Origin of the sequence: Synechococcus sp. PCC 7336 (genome assembly GCF_000332275.1) — a bacterium.
Classification (GTDB): domain Bacteria; phylum Cyanobacteriota; class Cyanobacteriia; order Thermostichales; family PCC-7336; genus PCC-7336.
The window spans coordinates 590,357-606,748 of sequence record NZ_CM001776.1 but is presented as its reverse complement, the minus strand read 5'-3'; the positions used below and the strand labels follow the sequence as shown (position 1 = coordinate 606,748).

Below are 16,392 nucleotides of genomic sequence, written 5' to 3'. Positions count from 1 at the left end.
ATGCAATCCCCAAGAGCACTCACAAGCTCATGACAACTGGAGTCGCTGAAATCCACCTTGCTTGCCGTCATAGCTGCATAGCGAAAAATCGCGCTCATCAGGGTCGGCATAAACTTGTCGTTGGGGTTGTGAAGTGCCTACTGAGTCCAGCAGACCGGTTAGAATCCCGGTGAGACTATCCATCAGTAGATGGCTTTTCTCCCAAGTCTCCTCGAAACTGTTTGGAGTTGTCCGATGCATTACCACGCTGTAGAAGGCACCTGGGAAGAAGTTTTGTCCCATGCCAGTGAATTTGAAAAACACCGAGTGCGGGTGATTGTTCTGGATGAGGATGGCGAGTCGAAAGGCGGAACGGGTACGCTATCCCCAGAAGAAATTGAGAAGCGCCTACAAGCGTGGGAAAAGTTTACCTCTGAGCCCCTATCGGATGCGCCGCCGCTGTCGGATTACGCCCTGAGTCGCGAGAACATGTATAACGATGAGCGGGCTTGATGTACCTGGTTGATACGAACGTACTGCTGCGCGCGCAACAACCGCAGCAGAGGCAATTCACCGCTGCCAACAATGCCGTCAAAACTTTGGAGCAGCAAGGTTATGAACTGGGGATTGTTCCGCAAGTTGCCGCTGAATTCTGGAATGTTTGCACGCGCCCCTTACAACAGAATGGCTTGGGGCTGACATCTGCCGTTACGGCTCGAAAGTTGCAGGCCATTGAGAATGCTTTCACAGTATTTACTGGCAGCGAGCGAGACATTTACCGCCAATGGCGTCGGCTGGTCGTCAGCTACAGCGTTAAGGGCATTCAAGTACACGATACGCGGCTGGTAGCGGCAATGCTCGTGCATGGATTAACACACATCCTGACGTTCAATGTGGAGGACTTCGAGCGGTTCGCAGAAATCACTGTATTTCATCCCGAAGCGATCCCGAACCCCTAATCCTTCTCACACATCCGCGATTGAGGAGAGCTATTGCAGCTCCGCCTTCTACTCGTCGTCGGCATACGCAGAGATGGACAAACAGGAGCAGACGAGATTGCGATCGCCAAACGCATTATCAATGCGCCGCACCGCAGGCCAAAACTTGTGTTCCCGCGTCCAGCGAGCCGGATAAGCCGCCTGCTCGCGGGAATAGGTATGGGGCCAATCATTCGCCGTCACCGCTGCTGCCGTATGGGGAGCCTGCTTGAGCGGATTGTCTTTCGGATCGGAGGTACCGGCGGCGATCGCGTCAATCTCTCGGCGAATTGAAATCATGGCATCGCAGAAGCGATCGAGTTCCGCCTTAGACTCGCTCTCCGTCGGCTCCACCATCATCGTCCCCGCCACCGGCCAAGAAATCGTCGGAGCGTGGAAACCATAATCCATCAGCCGCTTCGCAATATCGTCCACCTCAATCCCGGCCAGCTTCTTGCAAGGACGCAAATCGAGAATGCACTCGTGGGCCACTAACCCCGAGTCCCCTTTATACAAAACGGGGTAATAGGACTCCAGCCGCTTTGCCATGTAATTGGCATTCAAAATCGCCACCTGCGTCGCTCGTTTCAACCCGGCAGCCCCCATCATGCGGACGTACATCCAGGAAATCGGCAGAATACTGGCACTGCCCCAAGGAGCCGCCGACACCGGCGAAGTTCCCTCGCTGCCCATCTCCACCAAGGGGTGCGCGGGCAAAAACGGCACCAGATGCGCCGCTACTCCAATCGGCCCCATGCCCGGACCGCCGCCGCCGTGGGGAATGCAGAAAGTTTTGTGCAAATTCAAGTGGCAGACATCCGCACCGATATCCCCCGGGCGGCACAACCCCACCTGAGCGTTGAGATTGGCTCCATCCATATACACCTGGCCGCCGTGGCTGTGGATAATCTCGCAGACATCTCGAATACTCGACTCGAAGACGCCGTGGGTGGAGGGATAGGTGACCATGAGTGCCGCCAAATGGGCACTGTGTTGTTCCGCCTTCGCCCGCAGATCCTCCACATCAATATTGCCGTCGCGATCGCACTTCACCACCACCACCTTCATACCTGCCATCACCGCACTGGCGGGGTTAGTGCCGTGGGCAGAATCGGGAATTAAGCAAATGTGGCGATCGCCCTCCCCCCGCTGTTGGTGATAGGCCCGAATCGCCAGCAGTCCCGCATATTCCCCCTGCGACCCCGCATTCGGCTGCAGCGAAATCCCTGCAAAACCGGTAATTTCTGCCAAATCCCTTTCCAATCGATCGAACAGGATGCGATAGCCTTCAGCCTGTTCGATGGGTGCAAACGGATGGATCTGACCGAATTCCGGCCAAGTCACCGGCATCATTTCCGCTGTGGCATTGAGCTTCATGGTGCAGGAGCCCAGCGGAATCATCGAGGTGGTCAGGGAGAGGTCTTTTGCCTGCAGGCGATGTAAATACCGCAGCAGATCGGTTTCAGAATGGTATTGATTGAAAACTGGATTTGTTAAGTACTCGCTGCTGCGAGCCCGAGCGGCAGACTGTCGGTCGATCGCCTGCACCGCTTCCGACTGGGCCAAGTCGATCGCGCTAGGAACGGGCTGTTGGCCCAAGGCAAAGATCGCCAATAAATCTTCGAGATCCTCGACGGAGCTGGTTTCGTCGAGGGAAACGCAGATGGCGCGATCGCCCATCTGCCGCAGGTTAATCCGCCGCTCTGCCGCCGCTGCCACAATCTCCCCCACCGGGACATTCCCCAACTGCACCTGCACCGTATCGAAAACGCTGGAGGAGGCGATCGCATAGCCCAATTGCTGCACGCCCGCCGCAAACAGCATTGTCAAACTATGCACCCGCGTTGCAATGCGCTGCAGCCCCTCCGGTCCGTGGTAGACGGCATACATACTCGCCATCACCGCCAACAACACCTGAGCGGTACAGATATTACTGGTCGCCTTATCTCGGCGAATGTGCTGCTCTCGCGTCTGCAGGGCCAACCGCAGTGCTGGCTTGCCATCCACGTCCTGCGACACTCCCACCATGCGTCCGGGCATCTGTCGGGCATACTTGGACTTTGTGGCAAAATAGGCCGCGTGAGGTCCGCCATAGCCTAAAGGCACCCCAAACCGCTGCGTATTCCCCACCGCAATATCTGCGCCAAATTCACCTGGCGGCTCCAGCAGCGTCAGTGCCAGAGGATCGGCGGCAACGGCAACCAAAGCCTTCGCCCTATGGGCGCGCTCCACAAAGTCGCTGTAGTCAAACACTGTTCCGTCCGTCGCCGGATATTGCAACAGCGCCCCAAACACGGGTGTGGCGTCGAAGTCAAACGAGCGGCGATCGCCCACAATTACCTCAATCCTCAAGGGCTCGGCCCGCGTTTGCACCACTGCGATCGTCTGAGGATGGCAGTCATCTGCCACAAAATATGCCCTCGCAGCTTTCTTTCCCACCGCATGCAAGCTCATCGCCATTGCTTCAGCCGCCGCTGTCGCTTCGTCTAATAGAGAGGCGTTGGCCAATTCCATGCCGGTCAGATCGCACACCATCGTCTGGAAATTCAGCAGTGCCTCCAACCGACCCTGAGCGATCTCGGCCTGATAGGGGGTGTATTGGGTATACCAGCCGGGATTTTCGAGAATATTGCGCTGGATGACGGGCGGGGTAATGCAGTTGTAGTAGCCGCTGCCGATAAACGATCGCCAGACTTGATTCTTCTCGGCGATCGCCCTTAATTGATTCAATGCCTCCCGCTCGCTGGCCCCGTCTGGCAGATTCAGCTCCCTCTCCATCCGAATGGACTGAGGCAGGACGCGATCCATCAGCGCATCGAGGGAGCTATCCCCCAACTGCTCTAACATCTGTTCGATCTCGGCCTCGCTCGGCCCGATATGCCGCTGCTCGAATTTGTCTCGCACCGAGAACCCAGTTACTGCAGGTACTTGCTTGACAGCCTCGATGAGGCGATCGCTCAGCTCCACTGCATGGGCGGTGGGTTCGGAATCCAAAACCGCATCCTGGAGTTCGGGCGAAAATTGTTCAGTCATAGGAAAAGCATTGAGAACGAATTCGGCAATGTCGCGACATGCAACGCAAAGTAAATCAACTCACCTTCAAATAAGGTAACTCGACTTGCCGGAAGGATGGAAGCAATTCCCGCTCTCTCCGCAACAGCTCTACCGCAGCCAACCTACCTCCAGCCGGTCTGAAGCCGCTCTACGGCTCGTCGAAGTATTCCACAGCCACCGCTGTCCCTGGCTTCAGTTCGATTTGCGCAGCAGTTCCGCCATTCAGTTCCAAAACACTGTCCGCCAAGACATCCTCAGGCGGGCCGTAACTGGGACAGGGTAGCGCCGCACACCCAGGCACCGATGCCGCAATGTAGACCACTTCCCCTTCGAACATAAAGACAATGTCCAGATCGAAAGTGACGTTAAACATCCAAAAGCTAACCGGACGGGGAGGCTCGAAGGGAAATAGCATGCCCTGACCCTCTGGCAGGGGATCGCGAAACATGAGTCCCAGTTGCTGCTGTGCAGGAGTACGGGCGATTTCCAAATCGAATATGCGATCGCCTACGATCGCCCGCCCCTCAATCGGCAGCATTTGTCCTCGCGGGTCGGGGATTGGCTGCGGTTCGGGCTGCGAAGAAGCTAAATCGGATGTCGTACAGCCCCAAATCGCTAACAGCGACACCACTAACGTCAGTGCTGGAGCCGGTCTGAGCCACTGACTTCTCACACCATTCCAATTCGCAGCCATGCACTTCTACCTGAATTCGAGCTTCTATTCAGTGTGACAAAATTTGTCCCGTAAAGGGTAGAAAAGTCTCTCCAAGCACGGATGTTGGGTTTCATGCTTCAACCCAATCTACGAGGCGAGCGATCGCTACCGATTGACGATTCAGTCTGACGAACTGTGGTCGTTTGTCGGCGATCGAGGCAACCAACAGTGGATTTGGCTGGTCCTCGATGTCGCCACTTGCGAGCGTGTTGGGGTCCATGTGGGCACTCCGCTCCGAGCCAGGAGCCAGACAGCTTCGAGCTTCATTCCGAGCGTTCGCACGGCCTAGTGGCGATCGCAAGTTCGCCTAGCTTACAGCGAATCCAAAAAGTTTCCCAAAGCTGACGCCACGCGCCGCGAGCGCTGACAGCCGCCCTCTGTTTTTGCTCAAACTTTGGATACGATTCGATTGATGGCGATCGCCTTGGAGATCTACTCGTGACAACTGTCTTTAGAGCCACCCTTGCCTATTACCTCAATCAGTTCTTATGTCGGTGGACGGGAGAATTCCGAGCCAAACCGCCCGCACCACCGGACTATAGCCAGATTTATACTTCGGACCTCCAGCCTCCTATCCATCAAGGAATCTGTAAAGACGGCAGCTACATTGAAATTCACAAACCCAGCAATCCCTACTTAGGCGACAACAACCGCCCCAAATGCATCATCTACCTACATGGATTTACCCTCGGTCCATCGAGAATTTATGGAGAACATATCGAGCATCTAGTCAAACAGGGCTATTACGTGTTTTATCCCAATTTTCAAACAGGCTTTTGTCATTTCCAACAAACCCCCTTTCAGACACTCGAAGCCCTCATCGATGCGGTCTTAGGAGAAGAAGCCCTCGACTCTCAAGAGCTGTGGATGGGAAATGCTCTGAGTAGCGTTCAGAAAGCCTATGAATCCGAGAACCTGTTGAGCCAAGAGGTGGACACCTATTTGTTCGGCCATTCTTTAGGAGGCTTATTTGCCCTCAGTTGGCCGAGTTACGTCAAACATCGAGCGTTACCCCAACAGCTTCTCCCCCAACAGGTTGTCGTGGCCGATCCAATTCCCAGTTCAGATCCACTCTCGGGCAAGTTAGGGGACTTGCTGGAAAAAATCATCAAAGAAGTCGACATTAAACAGACCGGCCAAGACTTAACCATGCCAGTGGGAATTTTACACGGCAACGACGATTGGGTCATTGCTCCCCAAAAGTGGCTGAATTATTTCGAATACATTGCCTCGCCCGATAAAAAGATGTACTTGTCCTTTACTGATGCCTACGGCTGTCCGGCAATGTACGCCAACCACGAACAGGCCACCGACGATACCAGTTTCTTCCCTCCCTTCCTCGCTCTAACAGTCTTGGATGGTGTGGGGGTTGCCAATAATTTGGACTGGCGATACATTTGGCACGCCCTCGATCGCGTCCTCAAGGGCGATCGAGCCGATCGACTCACCTTCGACATGGGCCATTGGTCCGACGGACACCCAGTGAAACCAATTCAAGTCTATTTACCGCGCCAGCCAAAATTGACCCAAGAGAAGCTAATGCTGCTCTAAACCTGTTTCTCCCCTCTCCCAAGGGAGCTATCCATTAGGCACAAGTCGATGGAGAGCTTACTGTGACTGGATTATAAACTGCAGTAGAGACTGAAGCAGTTGTAGCCGGAGGGAGAGAAACCATGCAAGATTGGGTCAGCCAAGAAATCAACCCGATCCACTTCGCCGATTTGCGACATGCAAAGCGGTTGGGGCAGATCGTCACAGACTTGAGTGAGCAGCCCACAGCGAGCGTGCCTCAGGCGAGTGGGAATGCCTCAGTGGCCCAAGGAACCTATCGATTTTGGGCCAACCCGAAGGTGAGCACGAGCAGCATTCTGGACAGTCATCGTGATGGAGTGGTCAGGCGGGCCCTCACGGGCAAGACGGTGCTGGCCATTCAAGACACAACGGATTTCGACTTCACCACTCACCCCCAGACCGAAGGGCTGGGCTTCATCAATCAAAGCCATCAACAGGGAATCAAAGTCCACAGTTGTTTTGCGGTGAGCGGCGAGGGAGAACCCTTAGGTCTGTTGAGTCAATTCATCTGGAATCGCAAACAGCGGCGCGGGAAGAAAGAAAAACGCTCAGTGACTCCCATCGAGCAAAAGGAAAGCTATCGCTGGATAGCAACTCTCGCAGCCGTAGAGCGAGAGCTCGCGGGCCAAGAGCAAGTGGTTCATATTGGCGATCGAGAAGCAGACATCTTCGAACTGTTTGCCCATCCCCGTGCGGACAACAGGGAGTTACTCATCCGCGCAAGGCACAATCGCAAACTTAGCCACGAGCTGGGCAAGTTCATCCCCACCCTCGAACAAGCCCCAGTCTTGGGAGCGATGAGCCTGCAAGTGCAGCGTAATCCCAAGCGAGCGGCCCGCATTGCCCAGTTGCAGGTGCGGGCGATGGCGGTGACGCTGGAGGTGCCATCGCATCACCTCAAAGCCGCGAGCTTAGAGCCCGTGCGCCTCAATGCCATCTTCGTGGAAGAAACCGTCCCCCCTGATGATGGCGCTCAGCCGATTCGCTGGTTTCTGCTGACCAGCTTGCCAGTTGAGAGCTTCGAGCAGGTCTGTCAGTGCATCCGCTGGTATAGCTACCGCTGGCTGATTGAGCGGTTTCACTTCACCCTCAAAAGTGGCTGTGGCATCGAACAGCTCCAACTGCAAAGCTATGAGCGCTTGCTCAAGGCTCTGGCAACCTACAACGTTGTAGCTTGGCGATTGATGTGGCTGACCTACCGCGCTCGACTCACCCCGCAAGCCTCCTGTGAGCTCGTTTTACAGCCTGCTGAATGGCGGCTGTTACGACGCAAGTTTGTGCCGAAAAGTCGCTCTCAAAAGCCACCCACTCTGCAACAGGCAATGCTGTGGATTGCTCGATTGGGAGGCTTCTTGGCTCGCAAGGGCGATGGCAACCCTGGATTGAAGACGCTTTGGCGAGGGCTGACCAAACTCCACCATTTGCTTGAAGGGGCTCAACTGGCTTCTCAAAGCTAGTGCCTGTCTATGGTTCAGCTACTTTTGCCTAATGGATAGCCCAAGGGAGAGGGGCCGGGGGTGAGGGCCATCCCCCCGCAGAATTCACATCCTACAGGTCAATCGTATAAGCATCGCGGATACCCGCTTCTTTGCGGATCTCTTCAATCAAGCCTTCAGGCAGAGGATCGTCGAGACTCAAAATCATCACCGCATCGCCGCGCACGATCTTGCGTCCCAAATGCATACTGGCAATGTTGACGTTGTAAGAGCCCAACAACGAACCGATTTTGCCGATCATCCCCGGCATATCGCGGTGAAGGGTCATCAACATATTGTCGGCAGGAGGCACGTTGATGGGATAGTCGTCAATACTGGTGATCCGCATTTCAGAGCCCTCCAGCAGAGCCCCCATAATCGAGCGATCGCCATTGTTGCCATAGGCAGTCAAATGCAGCGAACCGGAGTAATCGCGGGCGGAGGCATCGCGGGTTTCCACAACGCGAATACCGCGCTCTTTCGCTTCAATCGATGCGTTCACATAGTTGACCCGCTCCCGCAGCGCCAGCGACAGGAGACCTTTGAGGGCAGCCACGATGATGGGCTGTCCGTCCTTCTCGGCCAGATCCCCCTGCAGGCGAATGTCTAACTGGGTAATGCGATCGCCAGCCAGTTGACCCACCATGCAGCCCAACCGCTCCGCCATCGACAAATACGGTTGCAGCTCTTGCAGGGCCTCGGGCATGAGACCGGGGATATTGACCGCAGAGCGAGCGGGCAGACCCAGCAAAACATCGCGAATTTGCTCGGCCACATCGATCGCTACATTGGCTTGTGCCTCTTCTGTGGATGCCCCCAAGTGAGGGGTGAGCACAATTTCTTTATCCAGCGACCACAAGGGCGATTCGGGCATAGGTTCAGCGTCATACACGTCTAATGCTGCCCCAGCAATTTCGCCAGCCACGAGGGCTTCGTAGAGATCCTGTTCGTTGATGAGACCGCCGCGAGCGCAGTTAATAATGCGAGCAGCAGGTTTCATCTTTTTGAAGGTTTCGGCATTAAATAGATCGACGGTCTCGGGGGTTTTAGGAATGTGCAGAGTAATGAAATCAGATTCGGTGACGAGGGTATCGAAATCCACGAGGCGAGCGCCGAGCTTTTGGGCTCGCTCGTTAGACAGATAGGGATCGTAGGCCAGCAGCTTCATGCCCATAGCCCGAGCAGCTTGGGCGATATGAGAACCGATTTTGCCCAGACCGACGACGCCTAAGGTTTTCTTGTAAACCTCTACGCCAATAAACTTCTTCCGCTCCCACTTACCTGCTTTGAGAGAGGCGTTGGCTTGGGGGGTGTGACGGGACAGACTGAGCATCAGGGCCAGCGCGTGCTCGGCAGCCGCAATGGTGTTGCCCTCGGGGGAGTTGACGACCACAATCCCGGCACGGGTGGCGGCAGGAATGTCGACGTTATCCACGCCGACGCCAGCTCTGCCGATAATCTTGAGGTTTTTGCCCGCTTCGATCACTTCTTTAGTGACTTGGGTGCCGGAACGGATCATGATGGCGTCGTATTCGGAGATGGCGGCGACCAGCTCTGCGGGGGGGAGCTTGAGCTTGACATCGACATGAGCCACTTGGGACAGAATTTCGATGCCTGCTGGGTCGATCGAGTCGGTGACAATAATACTCGGCATAGCTGCCTCAAACCTTTGAGATTGCGAAACGACGGGGACGGGGTTGGGCGAGCTGGCGCTTCGCTCGCGGCGACGCACTCCAGCGGCGATACCGCACTATACCCACCAACCAGCACCATAATTTAGCACGACGCCTGCGCATTCCCGCTCAGATTTTAGGCTTTCCTTTCTCTCTGCGATTGCAGTGTGATGTGAATAACTGAATTGCTTGTCGGCGATCGCCGAGATTGCCAACGATCGGCCAGAGCGTGGCTTCTGTAGCTGCATTGACGAAGCCTTGCATCGTGAAGCTTCTTTCTCGACTTCTTCGAATCGGCTAAGAAAACCTCAATTGACGCTTCAGAGGCTGCTCCCAAATCCTGTCATAACTTTTGCAAGGTATTGTTACTGTTGTTCGAGTTCTGTCATGCTAAAATCCAGGCTCTCTCCTATCACATTGACAGGCCCAAATACTGCGAATAGCGTGCCTCACACTCACCCAATCCAAGAAGAGTTGGAGACTGATATGTCAACCCTCGAACAAATCGAAGCAGCCATCCTGACTCTTCCATCAGATGAATTTCAACAACTCAGACAATGGTTTTTTGATTTGGATTACCTGCAATGGGACGAGCAGTTAGAGCGAGACATCGCCGATGGCAAGTTAGAGACCCTGGCTAAAGAAGCGATCGCTGACTTCAAAGCGGGTCACTGTCGGGAAGTCTGATGCATTGCAACGCGAAGATTCTGGCAGTGCTATGAGGCTTTACCTAAGAACGTACAAGAGAAAAGAGAACCCAGCTTCCGATTCTTTGGTACGGGAGACTGAGCAATCCTGTTTGCGCGGTTTATAGCCAAATATTGGCGATCAATGCTTCGATGCCTAGCTCGTCGTGACGCAGCAGGCAATGATAGCGCCATCGCCGCGTATATCTGCCCCGCTCTGGCCCAGAAACCACTCCAGATAAGTTATAAACGCCAGGATCGAGCTCCACAATCAGCGGCTGACTCGTAAACCGGAGTGGCTCGTCCGAGTGCAAGCGCACCTGTAATTCATTCAAACAGGCCGTCGCCAAGCCATCGGCATTGTCAGTCGGAGTGGCTCCTACTACTGCATTCAAATAAGCGGATTCGCCACCCAATCGCATCGCCGCCAGTTCTCGCCCCGCCCCTGCCATTTGTAGATAAATTTTTTCAGCATCAGACAGCTCTTCATAATAGAAAGCTTCGAGGCTGTCTCGATAAGCCTGGTACTCAGCCCGTTCTGCCGGATCGTCCAGCAACGAAATCAGCCAGCCCAAACGCGCGATCGCAACGGGAAGGTCCCCTCTGTCCACAGCATCCCGGACTACGGCCTTTAACTGCGGGACCGTTTGAGCGGAGACAGGCGCGATCTGATAGGCGATCGCCAGCACCATGAAAAAACTTGCGAATACTCCTTTTGTTAGCAGAGCCACAGTCACTGCCTAGCTGAGCATGCTCCTATCCTAGATCCAATGCCTCCGATCGCTTCTGCCGATCTAGCAATGGGTCCAGTAGTGTGGGTGGCTCTCTTCTTGATGCGAGCGTATGGATACCGATTTTTAGATACCCTACATCTAGTGCGCGATTGCAGAAAAGAAAATTCTGTTACACCATGAAAAATGTTCGAACCGACAGTGGACACACGAGCGCCATTTCACATTTCTTCACATAATGAATCTCAATTTTGTCTCTCTGCGAAGAGTGATACGATGGCGCTACTTCATCGGTTCTAGCGGGGATCGGCCGCTAGAGGAAACGGGGAAAGAGCAGTGCAAATCTGCCGCTGTCCCGCAACTGTATTGGCAAAACTGAATGCTGTCAGATGGCTAACCTTCTAGCCCTCTCTTAAAGTCAGCATTTGCCTCAGTCAGAATGCCCGCCGATGGCACTAACCTGATTTATCTGCGAGGTACGGATGAATTTACCGATTTCAGCCTTGAGGGGTCTCAAGAGAAGTTTTTCATTGCGCCAACTAGGATCTGTGGCATTGGGGGCGATCGCGGTACTTCTTGTCGCCGCCGCGCCTTCTTTAGCTCACCATCCCTTCGGTGGAGGAACGCCCGATAATGTCGTGGAAGCGTTTCTATCCGGTACGGGGCATCCGCTAATCGGTATTGACCATCTGGCGTTTGTGATTGCCTCTGGCCTGTTGGCTGCTGCCATCGGTGGTGGCTTGCTGATTCCCGCCGCGTTCGTGGTCGCGTCGATGCTGGGTACGGGCATTCATTTGATGAGTATCGATCTACCTGTGCCTGAGGTGGTGATTTCGGCGTCGGTGCTACTCTTTGGGGTTTTTCTGGCGCTGAAGACGCCCCCCAGTCGCCCCATCGCGATCGGGCTGGCGGCGATTGCCGGGATTTTTCACGGACATGCTTATGGCGAGGCTATCTTTGGCGCCGAGATGGGAGCGCTCGTTGCCTACCTGCTGGGATTTGCGTTCATTCAGATGGCGATCGCCGTGGCGGCTTACTGGATAGCCAAAGCTGTGCTCGACAAGTTGATGGAACCGTCGGGTCTGGCGCTGCGTTTTGCGGGCTTCGTCATTTGCGGTGTTGGTGTTACGTTCCTGACGACCCTGGTTGTTGATGCCATCTTCCCGGCTTGAGTATTCATCTAGCTGCTTGTCAAACACCTGCTTCGGGTCAGTGCGATCGCGGTGGTTTACAACCTCATTCTCTGGCGTGGGACTGTATCTGTTCTGAATATCGCTTTTCTGTCACTGAAAAGAGTCGCGACGGCATCTCGGGGGAGCAATGTTTGCGCGATCGCTGCCTGGAGCCGATCGCGCCAAATCTCACCATCTCAGTTTCAACCGACTGAACTCTGACAAGCGTCCTAACTATGACAATTGCATCCCGAGTGGGCGCAGCCTGTCGAGCCATCGGCATGACCGCTGGCGCAAGCCTCGCTGCAGTAATACTTGCCATCCTTCTGCACAGCCGAGTTGATACCCACAATGCATAGGCATGGTTCGCAAGCACATTTCATTTGCGTCACTGTCGCCATCAGTTTTCCTCCTGAAGAATGTCTGAATAACCTTTCATATATTCAGAATATAACATCTGAGCGTATATTCAGATATTTTGGAAGGGAGAAGAGATTTATCTACGATGCCTGTCCACAAGATTGCTACTGCTGAAGGGAAAACGGATGCGAGCGTTAGGCGTGCCGCTCAATTGCTATGCGAACAGCCCTGCTCCGAAGCTGAAATCGGTCGAGAAGAGCTGCTTTCTGCTCCGCTCCCAATCCCCAAAGCCCAGAGAATGGCTGAGTTCTTCAGCGTTTTGGCAGATCCCAATCGACTGAGGTTGCTATCCATTTTGGCCGAACGAGAATTGTGTGTATGCGACCTAGCCGCGATCGCCGAGATGTCGGAATCGGCAGTGTCCCATCAACTGAGGACGTTACGAGCGATGCGGCTAGTGCGTTACCGCAAGCAAGGACGCAACGTTTTCTATACCCTCAACGACAGTCACGTTCTCGCTCTTTATCGAACAGCTGCCGAGCACTTAGATGAATCGACCTCAGCCTAAGCCCTTGAGACCTAGAGCCTGTCATCAGTGAGGCAAAATCCAGGGCTAGAGCAATCAATTGAGTTGTCTGCCCGGGATTGAACAGGCGTCTGGCCCCCTTCCCCTGGCCCCTTCCCCCCTCGCGAAGCGTGGCGTCAGCCGTAATTTTGGGGGAAGGGGAACAGAACGGTAGATTGCGGGTTTGAGGCTGTTGCTCCCCTCGCCCAAACTTGATGCTGCTGGCGAAATTCATATTCCGAAACATTGGCCATTTGTCTAGATGCCTGTGGCCCCCTTCCCCTAACCCCTACCCCCAACTTTGGGGGCAGGGGAACAAGGCCCCGTAAGGATTTTCGGCTGTTTCTCCCCTCTCCCAAACTTGGGAGAGGGGCCGGGGGTGAGGGCCATGCAGAGGACTTGCACCATGCCAATATTTCTAAATGTTAAATTGGCCAGCAGTATCAAACTTGGGAGAGGGGCCGGGGGTGAGGGCCATGCAGAGTCATCGAACTCAGGTTGGACTCTATAGCTTTTGATGCTCGTAGACAATGGCGCTCATGGGCAGTGGTGTTACCGATACTCCAGCGTAAAGCCCCGGCTTCAGACGTGGAGATATAAGCTGGGTGAGCGTAGCGAACAGTCAACTTTTTTGCCGATCGTTGATATTCTGTTTCAGAGCCGATATTGGAGCGCCGCCCACTAACGAGTCGGTCTAAAATTTGTCAGTAAAGACGCTAAAAACCTACCCGCCGACTGCGGGGAAGTCACGCCCAAGAAAACCGTCGTAAACGGTGTTTCTGTTGGACAGAATGATAGCGCCAGCGATGGCAGACGCTATCAGCTAGGGAACCGGATATCTAAGAGCGATGTAAAGCGTAAGCTACAAAGCGTTTCTGAACCCCGGATATTAGACGATATAGCCTGAAACGTCTAATGAATCCCCCGTGCTTTAGCCGTGGGGAGGGTCAATTGTATCAGTCTAGACCGCCTCCTGGCAGCAATCTGAGGATATCGGGACGCACCGATTGCCCCGCCGTCACTTCAATATCCCCATCCCAATCTTCAATCGAGAGCAGGCGCTTATCTGGTCCTTCGTAATCGTAGTAGCGACAGGTTTCAGCCCGACGAATTCCCGTGGTCCCGATTCGGGTCATGCGAGCTGTGCCGCGCTCAACCTGTTGGTAGACATTCCCCTCAAACGAGAGTTGTTTGGGGGGCGGCAGGGTGACATCGAGATCGCGGGTGGGAGCCAGCAGAGCTGTTGTGACAAAATCGTCTTCTTCCACCGCCAGCCAGCAAATGCGATCGCCATCCTGCAGCATGTATTCCAACCAGGTGAAATCGTCCTCGGTATAGGTGAGCTGCCCCCGTACAATCCAGTCTTCATCGAGATACTGCACGATATCTCCTGTACGCAAGGTGAACAGCGTTGGAAGCATAGCCTCTTGCACGGATTTGGAGGCCGATTGGCGGCTGAGGGCAAGCAAGAGAAGCCCGATCGCGATCGCCAACAGTGCAATAACAACCCACAGCATGGCTGGCCTGCATTCATTTCAGGTTAATTGTACGCCGCCCACTCGGGATCGGTTTGATAGCCCACCAGGACAGGATGGGACAGTCGGTTAATGGCGGCATGTCCCAGTTCGAGATCGGCAGGGAGGTGAAACAGGTCAGGCAATCCTGCAGCACTGAGAAAGCGAGTTGGCACCGGCAGGGATAACTCTTCGGGCTGGATGGGGGTGCGAGAGGCTAAGACAAACCCCCAGGGACCGAAGCTAGGCACTGAAACAGTGTAGGGATGGACCGACAATCCGGTGGAGGCCAGTGTGGTGGCAATACAGTCGATCGCTAAGGGGGCAAAAAATGGCGTCGAGGCTTGGGTGACCAATACCCCATCAGGAGCCAGTCGGGGCAGGAGCCGCTGGTAAAACCCTTTGCTGTAGAGTTTGGCCAAGGCGGGGCGATCGGGATCGGGAAAATCCGCCACGATCGCATCGAAGCGCTCGGGCAGTTGGGGGGCGGCTAAAAACGCATCGGCGATTTGAATCTCAACTCTCGGATCGTCGAGAGCCCCTTGGTTAACCTGTCGCAGTAATGGATGGTGGCGGGCGAGGTCAATCACGGCAGCATCGAGTTCCACCAACACCACTCGCTCCACCTGCGGCCATTTGAGCACCTCTCGCACCGCCATCCCATCTCCAGCCCCCAACACCAACACCTGACGGACAGGCCCAGCCGCACTCATCGCCGGATGCACTAGGGCCTCGTGATAGCGATATTCATCTAATGTCGAGAGCTGCAGGTCGCCATCTAGAAACAAGCGAATATCTCGACCGAAACGGGTCAGAACAATGCGCTGGTAAGGGGACTGCTGTCGCATCACAATCGGGGCGTTGTAGAGATTGTCTTCGAGGCGATCGCTCAAGGGCAGGGCCAGCGGCGCAAATCCCAATAGCAACAGTCCTATGGCTAGCCCCGCCACTCCCCAACGGCGCAGCACCGGAAAATTGCCTCTCAAGGCAAAGACGGTCAGCGGCGGTAGCGCCCCAATCAGGGCTGCTGCAGGAAACATGCCGACCAACGGCAACAACACAATGGGAAAGGCCAAAGAGCCGATCAAAGCCCCCACATAATCCAGCGCCAGCACTCCAGCCAGCGCATTGCGCACCCCTCGATCCGGTTCCACCAATCGAGTCAGTAAGGGCACCTCCATACCGGCGAGGGTGCCGAGCAGAAGCGTGGCCAACACCAGACCCAGCCAGAGGGAACCGTTAAAGGCAAACAGTGCGAACAATCCAAGCGGCAGGGCGGCGGTCAGGGGACCGAGCAACAGTTCCACTCGAGCGAATCGATGCAGCAGTAAGGCTTGCTGCTGATGTTCGCCTTCTCCTTCACCAGCACTGGCCACGTAGCGACTGAGGTAAGCGCCTAGGCCCATCGCCGCCAGAAAGCCCCCCACGGCCACGCCGTAGGCGATCGCCTCATTGCCCACCAGATAACTGGCTAATGTGCCCAACAACAATTCCGCCGCCAGACCGCAGCCTGACGACACCGCCGTAGCCGCGAGCAGCCAGCGATATTGCGTCTGATTGAGGGCGATCGAATTGCAGTCCTCCCTCTCCTCTGCAATCGGTACAGGTTCAGAAACCGATCCCGCCATCGCTCACTCCGCTCGTAACGTCAAATTGCTGCCAAAGCCTGGATGTTAGTCATTTGCCCGACCCCGGACCGCCGCCGCGAAATCCGCCGCTCCCCAAATTGCGACTGGGACTGCCCACCCATACTCCATTGACATAGCGACCTGACAGCGTCGTATTGTGACGGGGCCAGTAGCTACCGGGGGTATCTTGTCGCAGCACCAAAGCCGATCGCTGCGTACAGGCAGCCATGATGGCCACAATGGCGATTGTAAGTGTGACGACAGCGAGGAACTTAGACAACATTGGCAATC

General features: G+C 55.1%; 17 protein-coding genes and 1 riboswitch. Of the genes, 8 read left to right on the top strand and 9 right to left on the bottom strand.

Features of this window, described 5'->3' with window-relative positions; translation table 11 throughout:
* Nucleotides 1-234: 234 nt before the first annotated feature.
* Both SYN7336_RS02970 and SYN7336_RS02965 read left to right on the top strand, forming a co-directional pair.
* Nucleotides 235-492 carry a hypothetical protein gene (locus SYN7336_RS02970; RefSeq protein ID WP_156820004.1) on the top strand — a complete coding sequence of 86 codons (258 nt, stop codon included), beginning with the start codon at nt 235-237 and terminating at the stop codon, nt 490-492.
* The gene (locus tag SYN7336_RS02965) at nt 492-938 is read left to right on the top strand and encodes a PIN domain-containing protein (protein WP_017324432.1); all 447 of its coding nucleotides are present in this window, start codon (nt 492-494) and stop codon (nt 936-938) included. Before SYN7336_RS02970 ends, SYN7336_RS02965 begins: the two co-directional genes overlap by 1 nt.
* Nucleotides 939-986: 48 nt before the next feature.
* On the opposite strand, the gene gcvP is transcribed toward SYN7336_RS02965, so the two are convergent.
* The 3 genes from gcvP to SYN7336_RS30430 form a co-directional block, all read right to left on the bottom strand.
* A complete protein-coding gene (gene gcvP / locus SYN7336_RS02960) occupies nt 987-3,989 on the bottom strand; it encodes an aminomethyl-transferring glycine dehydrogenase (protein ID WP_017324431.1) in 3,003 nt (1,000 codons plus the stop codon).
* Between the two features lie 169 nt (nt 3,990-4,158).
* Complete coding sequence (locus SYN7336_RS24175; RefSeq protein WP_017324430.1) at nt 4,159-4,704, bottom strand: DUF192 domain-containing protein; 546 nt, start codon at nt 4,702-4,704, stop codon at nt 4,159-4,161.
* A gap of 91 nt (nt 4,705-4,795) precedes the next feature.
* Nucleotides 4,796-4,945 carry a hypothetical protein gene (locus tag SYN7336_RS30430; RefSeq protein ID WP_156820003.1) on the bottom strand — a complete coding sequence of 50 codons (150 nt, stop codon included), beginning with the start codon at nt 4,943-4,945 and terminating at the stop codon, nt 4,796-4,798.
* A 218-nt stretch (nt 4,946-5,163) separates the two neighbouring features.
* Here SYN7336_RS30430 and SYN7336_RS31945 point away from each other — a divergent pair, with 218 nt between their 5' ends.
* Complete coding sequence (locus SYN7336_RS31945) at nt 5,164-6,276, top strand: alpha/beta hydrolase (protein WP_017324428.1); 1,113 nt, start codon at nt 5,164-5,166, stop codon at nt 6,274-6,276.
* A gap of 122 nt (nt 6,277-6,398) precedes the next feature.
* Nucleotides 6,399-7,754: an IS4 family transposase gene (locus SYN7336_RS02940; RefSeq protein ID WP_017324427.1), complete on the top strand. Its 1,356-nt coding sequence runs from the start codon at nt 6,399-6,401 to the stop codon at nt 7,752-7,754.
* Between the two features lie 91 nt (nt 7,755-7,845).
* Here SYN7336_RS02940 and serA read toward each other — a convergent pair whose 3' ends face one another.
* Complete coding sequence (gene serA, locus SYN7336_RS02935) at nt 7,846-9,426, bottom strand: phosphoglycerate dehydrogenase (protein ID WP_017324426.1); 1,581 nt, start codon at nt 9,424-9,426, stop codon at nt 7,846-7,848.
* A gap of 505 nt (nt 9,427-9,931) precedes the next feature.
* On the opposite strand from serA, the gene SYN7336_RS02925 reads away from it, so the two are divergent.
* On the top strand, nt 9,932-10,132 hold the full coding sequence (locus tag SYN7336_RS02925) for a hypothetical protein (RefSeq protein ID WP_017324424.1): 201 nt from the start codon (nt 9,932-9,934) through the stop codon (nt 10,130-10,132).
* A gap of 121 nt (nt 10,133-10,253) precedes the next feature.
* Here SYN7336_RS02925 and SYN7336_RS02920 read toward each other — a convergent pair whose 3' ends face one another.
* Entirely contained in the window at nt 10,254-10,862 is a 609-nt protein-coding gene (locus SYN7336_RS02920) for a hypothetical protein (protein WP_156820002.1), read from the bottom strand.
* 274 nt (nt 10,863-11,136) lie between these two features.
* Nucleotides 11,137-11,328: riboswitch (cobalamin riboswitch) on the top strand.
* 64 nt (nt 11,329-11,392) lie between these two features.
* Between SYN7336_RS02920 and SYN7336_RS24165 the strand changes: the two genes are divergently transcribed.
* The gene (locus tag SYN7336_RS24165; protein ID WP_017324422.1) at nt 11,393-12,034 is read left to right on the top strand and encodes a HupE/UreJ family protein; all 642 of its coding nucleotides are present in this window, start codon (nt 11,393-11,395) and stop codon (nt 12,032-12,034) included.
* Nucleotides 12,031-12,249, top strand: a complete 219-nt coding sequence (locus SYN7336_RS30425) for a hypothetical protein (protein WP_156820000.1) — start codon at nt 12,031-12,033, stop codon at nt 12,247-12,249. The genes SYN7336_RS24165 and SYN7336_RS30425 overlap by 4 nt, the downstream gene beginning before the upstream one ends.
* 15 nt (nt 12,250-12,264) lie before the next feature.
* Here the strand turns inward: SYN7336_RS30425 and SYN7336_RS28565 are convergent, their stop codons facing one another.
* Nucleotides 12,265-12,417, bottom strand: a complete 153-nt coding sequence (locus SYN7336_RS28565; RefSeq protein WP_369791876.1) for a metallothionein — start codon at nt 12,415-12,417, stop codon at nt 12,265-12,267.
* Nucleotides 12,418-12,539: 122 nt separating this feature from the next.
* On the opposite strand from SYN7336_RS28565, the gene SYN7336_RS02910 reads away from it, so the two are divergent.
* Entirely contained in the window at nt 12,540-12,962 is a 423-nt protein-coding gene (locus SYN7336_RS02910) for a helix-turn-helix transcriptional regulator (RefSeq protein WP_017324421.1), read from the top strand.
* Nucleotides 12,963-13,915: 953 nt separating this feature from the next.
* On the opposite strand, the gene SYN7336_RS02905 is transcribed toward SYN7336_RS02910, so the two are convergent.
* From SYN7336_RS02905 to SYN7336_RS02895, 3 genes are read right to left on the bottom strand one after another with little or no spacing between them, the layout of a single operon-like run.
* The gene (locus tag SYN7336_RS02905) at nt 13,916-14,476 is read right to left on the bottom strand and encodes a DUF4178 domain-containing protein (RefSeq protein WP_017324420.1); all 561 of its coding nucleotides are present in this window, start codon (nt 14,474-14,476) and stop codon (nt 13,916-13,918) included.
* A 23-nt stretch (nt 14,477-14,499) separates the two neighbouring features.
* On the bottom strand, nt 14,500-16,101 hold the full coding sequence (locus tag SYN7336_RS02900; protein WP_017324419.1) for a polyamine aminopropyltransferase: 1,602 nt from the start codon (nt 16,099-16,101) through the stop codon (nt 14,500-14,502).
* A 49-nt stretch (nt 16,102-16,150) separates the two neighbouring features.
* Nucleotides 16,151-16,384 (bottom strand): hypothetical protein, encoded by a 234-nt coding sequence (locus SYN7336_RS02895; protein ID WP_017324418.1) that lies wholly within the window; start codon nt 16,382-16,384, stop codon nt 16,151-16,153.
* Nucleotides 16,385-16,392: the final 8 nt, after the last annotated feature.